Genomic DNA, 7,781 nt, shown 5'->3' on the forward strand with positions numbered 1-7,781 from the left:
GCTCAGCCTTTGCCTGTATCGATTTACATTTTTTGCGAACAGATGGGACGGTCGCATGGGGGGAAAGACACTTACGCGTGCCGACCTTGCTGAAGCCGTTTACCGGAAGGTTGGCTTGTCGCGAACTGAATCGGCGGAGCTCGTCGAGGCCGTGCTGGACGAAATCTGCGAAGCCATCGTTCGGGGTGAGACGGTCAAGCTGTCGTCCTTTGCCACCTTCCATGTCCGCTCCAAGAACGAGCGCATCGGCCGCAATCCCAAGACCGGCGAGGAAGTGCCGATCCTGCCGCGCCGGGTGATGACGTTCAAATCGTCGAACGTGCTCAAGAGCCGGATCCTGCGCTCGCACCAGAACAGCAAGGGCAAGGGCGGCAAGTAGTTTGCTGGCGAATGCGGTTGAAAACCGCCGGCCGTTTTGACGCTGGGCTTGAATATCGTTTCATAAATCGCTGAAATAAGGCACGATTCGGCATCATACCGGATCGCGGTCCAGTGTGGAGGATTGGCCCATGGACAAGAGCCCCGACGCTTTCCGCACCATCAGCGAAGTCGCGGAAGATCTCGATCTGCCGCAGCACGTGCTGCGTTTCTGGGAGACGCGCTTCACCCAGATCAAGCCGATGAAGCGCGGCGGCGGCCGCCGCTACTACCGGCCGCAGGACGTCGAGCTGATCAAGGGCATCCGGCATATGCTCTACGATCAGGGCTATACGATCAAAGGCGTCCAGAAGCTGTTGCGCGAGAACGGCAACCATTTTCTGGTCGCCATCGGCAATGGCGACATGGCAGCCGTGGAGGCGATTGCCCAGCGTCGTCAGGCCGAGCAAGTGCCGCTGACGGCGGCCGCGCAGCCGCGCGGCGACGAGGATGCGCTTGTCGGCCAGCCCAAGGTGAAGCCCAGCCGCCGTTTCTTTGGTCTCGGCAAGGGCGACGACGAAGGTCCGGTTCAACCTGACGCTTCGAAATTGTCACGCGACAACCGTGCCTTGCTGCAGGAGGCGCTGTTCGACCTGCTGGAATGCAAACGCCTGCTCGACCAGGTTCGTTGAACGGTCATCGTTCGATCTGCCGCAGCTCCGTCCGACCGCCGGAACTGGCGCTGCGTCCATGCGTTAGGCCTTCTCTCGAAGAGAAGGACAACAAGCATGGCATCGTTTTCGACCCTCTCCGACCTTGATCTCGACAAGCAGGTCGCGGCGCTCTCGCGACAATTGAACGATCTCAAGAAGGTTTTGGCCAAGCGCGGTGACGCCTACTACGAAGATAGCCGCGAGGCGGCGTCCGATTATTACTCACAGCTTGCCGATCGCCTGCACGAGGCGCTGCCGGCGATAAGGCGCAGGGGCAGGGCGCTCGAGCGGACCGCGCGCGACCATCCGGCAACGGCCGCCGCCGTCGGGCTGGTCGTGGTCGGGCTGCTTGCCGGCCTTCTCATCAGCCGGCGCTGATCTTCTCGGATTCGATATAGAAATGGCGGCGGCATGTTGCCGCCGCCATTTCCATGCCGGAGGCTGCGATCAGCGAGCGAGCTTGATCTTGCTCTTCCGGTCGACCCAGGGGTGGCGCGATGCCGTGATTGCCGACCACGACCCGATTTGTGACGAGCTTGCCGCCGCCGTCGCGCTCGGCGTTGACGAACACCGCGACACCCGGCGCAAGATCCGCCGGCGTGGCGGTGGCGAATGTCACGATCGGGTACGTCCGCGGGATCGCGTTCTGTCTCTTCTGGCCATTGTCATAGGTGAGCGTGACCGTGCGGCTTTCGATCTCGGTGACGTCGGCGACGGTGCCGTTGGTCATGCGGCTGTCGGGCTGCAAATCCCAGTCGCGGTCGCCTTCTCCCGTACCCCTCGGCGCGGCCGGAAAGATCACGACTTCCATGGCATCCGATCCTTCCGTGAAAATGCCCGGCGCCGTTTTCGGCTGCCGCCACGGCAAGCTAACGAATCGAGACGTCGAAAATGCCAATCCGACCGCGGACCTTCAAAAGGACTTGATTGAGCGCCGTACGACCTTACATCTGCGAGGCCTGCGATATCCGACCGGAAAATGCCGCTTCACGATGGCGTGACGGCCGAAGCTCTTGGCAAATCATTCGTTAACGAGCATTCTCCCGCCCATCTCAGGCAACGCCACATTTCATCAGACCCTGTTTCATCTCAAGGAGTTGCCATGCCCAACACCGTACGAAACGCTGTTTCCAATGACATCATTGCCGCGTCCGGCCTCAATCCGTTTAAAGCCGCTCGCGAAACCAGGGGATACACGATCGAGGAACTCTCTTTGACCTGCGGCCTGGCCGTGGGCGAGATCATCGACATAGAGGACGGCAAGGACGCCGATCCCGCCAAGCTCCGGCGCATTGCCTCGGCATTGCAGATGCCGGAAGAGGAATTAATCAGGGTGCCGGCCGCCGAGAATCGGCCCACGCAGCAATAGAGACGCCCAAAGCGTCCATCCGAGCCCGCCGAGGTTTTGCCCGGCGGGCTTTTTAGTGCCTGCAAGGCAGAGGCGCTGGCTCTTGCCAATAACGGCTGCGCCATGCGATTCGCCGATCGCTGCTGTTCGACAGACCTGACGAGGGGTTAACGATGAGCTTGGAATCGGTTCGCGCCTTCTTCGCCGAGCATGCGCCCGACATCGAAGTCATCGTCACCGAAGCAAGTTCGGCAACGGTGGCGCTGGCGGCCGAGGCCCATGGCGTCACGCCGGCGCAGATCGCCAAGACGATCTGCCTGCGTGTCGGCGACGAGACCATGCTGGTCGTCACCAGCGGCGTCGCCAGGCTCGACAACCGCAAGTTCAAGGACAGGATGGGCGGCAAGCCTCGCATGCTTGGTGGCGAGGAGGTGCTGGCGGCGACCAGCCATCCGCCAGGCGGCGTCTGCCCGTTCGGCCTGCCGGCGCCGCTGCCCATCTATTGCGATCTGTCGCTCAAGCCCTTCGACGAAGTCGTTCCTGCTGCCGGCGCCACCAATGCCGCGGTGCGCATCACGCCGCAGCGCATGGCCGATCTGGTCGGCGCCGTATGGGTTGACGTTTGCCAGTAACAATTGCCGCCTAGATATCTCTTCGTGGTTCGCGAAAAGGACGTCGCGCGGCTTTGACCGGCATTCGGTCGCGGGCGCTCGCTTCCATTTTGTTTGGCGCAGGCGCCCGCCGCCCGCGCTTTTCGCCGTTGCGCCTCGACCAACGCGAAAAGCGGCGACAAATGGTCAAAGATTTGGACATTAGTCTTGACAGAAATACAGATGTTCAATACCCGTCAAGCAATTGAACAGCATGCGATATGGGAGGAATAAGCGGCATGGCTTCCAATATTTCGTTGACGGGCCTTGCCCGTGACCTCGAGGAGCGCGCCAAGTCCGGCAAGCCCATCCGCATCGGCCTGATCGGCTCCGGTGAAATGGGAACCGACATCGTTACCCGCGTCGCCCATATGTCCGGCATCGAGATCGGCGCCATTTCCGAACTCAACCTGCCGGCGGCCAGCAAGGCCGTCGATATCGCCTTCCAGGAAACCGGCCATGCGCGCGAGGTTTCGAATGCCGCGGCGATGACGTCCGCCATGGAGGCGGGCAAGATCGCCGTCACCAATGATTCCAGCCTAGTCATCGGCAATGACCTGATCGACGTCGTCATCGACGCGACCGGCGTTCCGGCCGTCGGCGCCGAGATCGGTCTGCGCGCTATGGAGCACGGCAAGCATCTGGTGATGATGAATGTCGAGGCCGACGTGACCATCGGCGCCTACCTCAAGGCCGAAGCCGACCGGTTGGGCGTCACCTATTCGCTGGGCGCCGGCGACGAGCCGTCCTCCTGCATGGAGCTGATCGAGTTCGTGTCCGCCATGGGCCACCCGATCGTCGCCGCCGGCAAGGGCAAGAACAATCCGCTCAACATCGACGCCACGCCTCCCGACTATGAGGAGGAGGCGAAACGCCGGCACATGAATGTGCGCATGCTGGTCGAATTCGTCGACGGCTCGAAAACCATGGTCGAGATGGCGGCGATCGCCAACGCGACCGGGCTGGTGCCCGACAAGCCCGGCATGCACGGCCCGTCGGCGACACTCGGCGAATTGTCGAAGGTTCTGGTGCCTCAGAAGGACGGCGGCGTGCTGTCCAAGGTCGGCGTGGTCGACTATTCGATCGGCAAGGGTGTGGCGCCCGGCGTCTTCGTCGTCGCCGACATGTCGCATCCGCGCATTTCCGAACGCATGGAAGACCTGAAGATGGGCAAGGGCCCGTACTTCACCTTCCATCGCCCCTTTCACCTGACCTCGCTGGAAGTGCCGCTCACCTGCGCGCGCGTCGTGCTCTACGGCAAGGCCGACATGGTGCCGCTGGCCAAGCCGGTGGCCGAAGTCTGCGCCGTCGCCAAGAAGGATATGAAGCCCGGCGACAAGCTCGATGCCATCGGTGAGTATTGCTATCGCGCCTGGATCATGACGGCGCCGCAAGCCCATGCGGCGCGGGCCATCCCCTGCGGCCTGCTGCAGGGCGGCTCGGCCACCCAACCGATCAAGAAGGGCGAACTCATCACCTATGCCAATGCAGCGCCCGCGCCGGGCTCGAAGATCGCCGAATTGCGCGCCCGCCAGGACAAGCTCGTTTACGGTACCGTGGAGGCGTGATCATGGCCGAAGCCAGCAAAGCCGTCGTGGATAGCCGCGCCAACCTGCCTTTCGTCTATCGCCAGTACAGGCCGGAGCAGCTCAGAGAGGTGCTCCACAAGATGTACCTCATCCGCCGCTTCGAAGAGGGCGCGGAAGAGTGCTACACGCGCGGCCTCATCCACGGCACCATGCATTTGTCGATCGGCCAGGAAGCGAGCGCCATGGGCATCTGCTTGCCGCTCGCCGAGGATGACCAGATCACCTCGACGCATCGCGGTCATGGCCATTGCATTGCCAAGGGCGCCGAAGTCAGCCGCATGTTCGCGGAGTTCTTCGGCAAGACCACCGGCTACTGCAAGGGCCGCGGCGGCTCCATGCATATCGCCGATGTCGCCAAGGGCAATCTCGGCGCCAATGGCATCGTTGCCGGCGGCATTCCGATTGCGGTCGGTGCGGCGCTCTCGTCCAAGATGATGAAGACCGGCAAGGTCGTGGTCTCCTTCTTCGGCGACGGCGCCAACAATGAAGGCGCCTTTCACGAGGCGCTGAACATGGCGGCGATCTGGAAGCTGCCGGTGATCTTCGTGTGCGAGAACAACGGCTATGGCATGTCCACCTCGACGGCGCGCTCGACCGCTGTGAAGAACATCGCCGAGCGCGCGGCCGCCTATTCGATGCCCGGCGTCATCGTCAACGGCAACATCTTCTCCGAGGTGGCAGAGGCGTCTTTCAAGGCGGTCGAGCGGGCGCGGGCCGGCGAGGGGCCGACGCTGATCGAATCGAAGACCTACCGCCACCGCGGCCATTCCAAGAGCGACCGCAACCGCTACCGCAGCAAGGAAGAGATCGAGGATTGGATGGCGAACCGCGATCCGATCACGCTCTTCGAGACCGAGCTGAGCGATTTCGGCTTCATCGACGATCAGGGCATCCAGGCGATCCGCGACGCGGTCACCCGTGAGATCGCCGACGGCATCGAGTTCGCCAAGGCGAGCCCGGCGCCGGAGATCGCGACCCTTCAGGACTATGTTTACACGGAGCATGCTTGATGGATGCCGCCGTGCGTGAACTGAGCTACGCCCAGGCCATCCAGGAAGCCATGGCGATCGCCATGGACATGGACGACCGTGTCTTCCTGATGGGCGAGGATATCGGCGTCTATGGCGGCGCTTTCCAGGTGACCGGCGATCTGGTCGAGCGCTACGGCACCGACCGGGTGATCGACACGCCGATTTCGGAACTGGGCGGCGCGGGCGTCGCGGTGGGTGCGGCCGTTACCGGCATGCGGCCGATCTTCGAATTCCAGTTCTCGGATTTCGCCACGCTCGGCATGGAGCAGATCGTCAACCAGGCCGCCAAGATGCGCTTCATGCTTGGCGGCGAGGTCTCGGTGCCGGTGGTGATGCGTTTCCCGGCCGGCTCCGGCACCGGTGCGGCCGCGCAGCACAGCCAGAGCCTCGAAGCCTGGCTCGGCCATGTGCCTGGCCTCAAGGTCATTCAGCCGGCGACGCCGCACGATGCCAAGGGCATGCTGCTTGCCGCGGTCGCCGATCCGGACCCGGTCATGATCTTCGAGCACAAGCTGCTCTACAAGATGAAGGGCCATGTGCCGGAGGGCCACTATACCGTGCCGATCGGCAAGGCCGAGATCCGGCGCGAGGGCCGCGATCTCACCATCGTCGCGACATCGATCATGGTGCAGAAGGCGCTCGACGCCGCGGCCACTTTGGAAGGCGAGGGCATCGACATAGAGGTGGTCGATCTGCGCACGATCAGGCCGCTCGACAGGCAGAGCGTCATCGACAGCGTGAAGAAGACTTCGCGCCTGCTCTGCGTCTACGAAGCGGTGAAGACGCTCGGCATCGGCGCGGAAGTAAGCGCGCTGGTCGCAGAAAGCGAGGCGTTCGACTATCTCGATTCGCCGATCGTGCGCCTTGGCGGCGCCGAGACGCCGATCCCCTACAATCCGGTTCTGGAAAAGGCGACGGTGCCGCAGGTCCCCGATATCATCGCCGCAGCGCGTGACTTGGTGAAAGGGGTCCGCTGAGCGATGCCGACCGAAGTCATTCTTCCCAAGGTCGACATGGACATGGCGACCGGCCAGATCTCGCGCTGGTTCGCCGAGGAAGGCGCGCACGTCAGGAAGGGCGACGTGCTCTTCGAGATCGAGACCGATAAGGCGGCGATGGAGATCGATGCGCCTGCCAGCGGCACGCTGCGCAACGTCACCGGCAAGGAGCGCGTCGACATTCCCGTCGGCGAGCCCGTTGCCTGGATCTATGCCGACGACGAGGTGTACGAGCCAATCTCCCCCCTTGAGGGGGAGATGTCGACGAAGTCGACAGAGCGGGTCGCCTCAGAAGGCACCGCCACGACGCCGAGCGCTTTGGCGTCGAGCCCGGTCGAGCCAACCCCACCCGACCGGCCTGCGGTCGGCCACCCTCCCCTCAAGGGGGAGGGGAAAGCGCGCGCGACGCCGCTCGCGCGCCGTTTGGCACGCGAGGCTGGTTTGAACCTTTCTGCTGTATCAGGCTCCGGGCCATATGGCCGTATAACGAAGGCCGATATCGAAGCCGCGATTTCCCGCCCCCTTGAGGGGGAGGTGTCCGCGACGCGGACGGAGGGGGTCGTCTCAGAAGGCACCGCCCATCTGGCGCCGGGTCCGGCCGAAGCGACCCCGCCCGACCTGCCTTCGGCAGGCCACCCTCCTCTCAAGGGGGAAGGGGACGTTCTGCGGCTGTTCGCCGAAGGCTCCTACGAGCTCGTGCCGCACGACAATATGCGCAAGACCATCGCGCGCCGTCTGGTCGAGGCGAAGTCCACCATCCCGCATTTCTATCTGACGCTGGATTGCGAGCTCGACGCGCTCTTGGCGCTGCGCACGCAGTTGAATGCGGCAGCGCCGATGAAGAAGACCGAAAAGGGCGAAGCCCCGGCCTACAAGCTCTCGGTCAACGACATGGTCATCAAGGCCTTTGCCGTGGCGCTTTTGGCGGTGCCGGATGCGAACGCTTCGTGGACCGACAGCGCCATGGTCAAGCACAAGCACGCCGATGTCGGCGTCGCCGTGTCGATCCCCGGCGGCCTGATCACGCCGATCATCCGCCATGCCGATGAAAAGACGCTGTCCACCATCTCCAACGAGATGAAGGACCTGGCGAGC

Annotated in this window: 10 protein-coding genes; 9 read left to right on the top strand and 1 reads right to left on the bottom strand. The window is 63.3% G+C overall.

The genetic code is table 11. The features are described 5' to 3' along the window. Nucleotides 1-55: 55 nt before the first annotated feature. The 3 genes from ACWGS9_RS24430 to ACWGS9_RS24440 all read left to right on the top strand — a co-directional run bounded on the left by ACWGS9_RS24430 (nt 56) and on the right by ACWGS9_RS24440 (nt 1,448). On the top strand, nt 56-379 hold the full coding sequence (locus ACWGS9_RS24430) for an integration host factor subunit alpha (protein WP_023815657.1): 324 nt from the start codon (nt 56-58) through the stop codon (nt 377-379). Nucleotides 380-509: 130 nt separating this feature from the next. Beyond that, nucleotides 510-1,049 (top strand): MerR family transcriptional regulator, encoded by a 540-nt coding sequence (locus tag ACWGS9_RS24435; RefSeq protein WP_140682553.1) that lies wholly within the window; start codon nt 510-512, stop codon nt 1,047-1,049. A gap of 96 nt (nt 1,050-1,145) precedes the next feature. Beyond that, nucleotides 1,146-1,448: an ElaB/YgaM/YqjD family protein gene (locus ACWGS9_RS24440; protein WP_454507659.1), complete on the top strand. Its 303-nt coding sequence runs from the start codon at nt 1,146-1,148 to the stop codon at nt 1,446-1,448. Here ACWGS9_RS24440 and ACWGS9_RS24445 read toward each other — a convergent pair. Beyond that, complete coding sequence (locus tag ACWGS9_RS24445; protein ID WP_454507660.1) at nt 1,435-1,881, bottom strand: hypothetical protein; 447 nt, start codon at nt 1,879-1,881, stop codon at nt 1,435-1,437. The two genes, ACWGS9_RS24440 and ACWGS9_RS24445, sit on opposite strands and share 14 nt — an antisense overlap. 291 nt (nt 1,882-2,172) lie before the next feature. On the opposite strand from ACWGS9_RS24445, the gene ACWGS9_RS24450 reads away from it, so the two are divergent. The 6 genes from ACWGS9_RS24450 to ACWGS9_RS24475 all read left to right on the top strand — a co-directional run. Next, nucleotides 2,173-2,439 carry a helix-turn-helix domain-containing protein gene (locus ACWGS9_RS24450; RefSeq protein ID WP_454507661.1) on the top strand — a complete coding sequence of 89 codons (267 nt, stop codon included), beginning with the start codon at nt 2,173-2,175 and terminating at the stop codon, nt 2,437-2,439. Between the two features lie 152 nt (nt 2,440-2,591). Next, nucleotides 2,592-3,050, top strand: coding sequence for a YbaK/EbsC family protein (locus ACWGS9_RS24455; protein ID WP_454507662.1), 459 nt, complete (start codon nt 2,592-2,594; stop codon nt 3,048-3,050). A gap of 257 nt (nt 3,051-3,307) precedes the next feature. Then, nucleotides 3,308-4,636 carry an NAD(P)H-dependent oxidoreductase gene (locus ACWGS9_RS24460; RefSeq protein ID WP_454507663.1) on the top strand — a complete coding sequence of 443 codons (1,329 nt, stop codon included), beginning with the start codon at nt 3,308-3,310 and terminating at the stop codon, nt 4,634-4,636. Nucleotides 4,637-4,638: 2 nt separating this feature from the next. Then, entirely contained in the window at nt 4,639-5,667 is a 1,029-nt protein-coding gene (locus ACWGS9_RS24465) for a thiamine pyrophosphate-dependent dehydrogenase E1 component subunit alpha (protein ID WP_454507664.1), read from the top strand. Beyond that, nucleotides 5,667-6,665, top strand: coding sequence for an alpha-ketoacid dehydrogenase subunit beta (locus ACWGS9_RS24470; protein WP_454507665.1), 999 nt, complete (start codon nt 5,667-5,669; stop codon nt 6,663-6,665). The genes ACWGS9_RS24465 and ACWGS9_RS24470 overlap by 1 nt, the downstream gene beginning before the upstream one ends. 3 nt (nt 6,666-6,668) lie before the next feature. Then, nucleotides 6,669-7,781 (top strand): dihydrolipoamide acetyltransferase family protein (locus tag ACWGS9_RS24475; protein ID WP_454507666.1); only part of this gene is annotated, 1,113 nt, incomplete at its 3' end.

It is taken from the genome of Mesorhizobium sp. Arg314, from assembly GCF_053714275.1.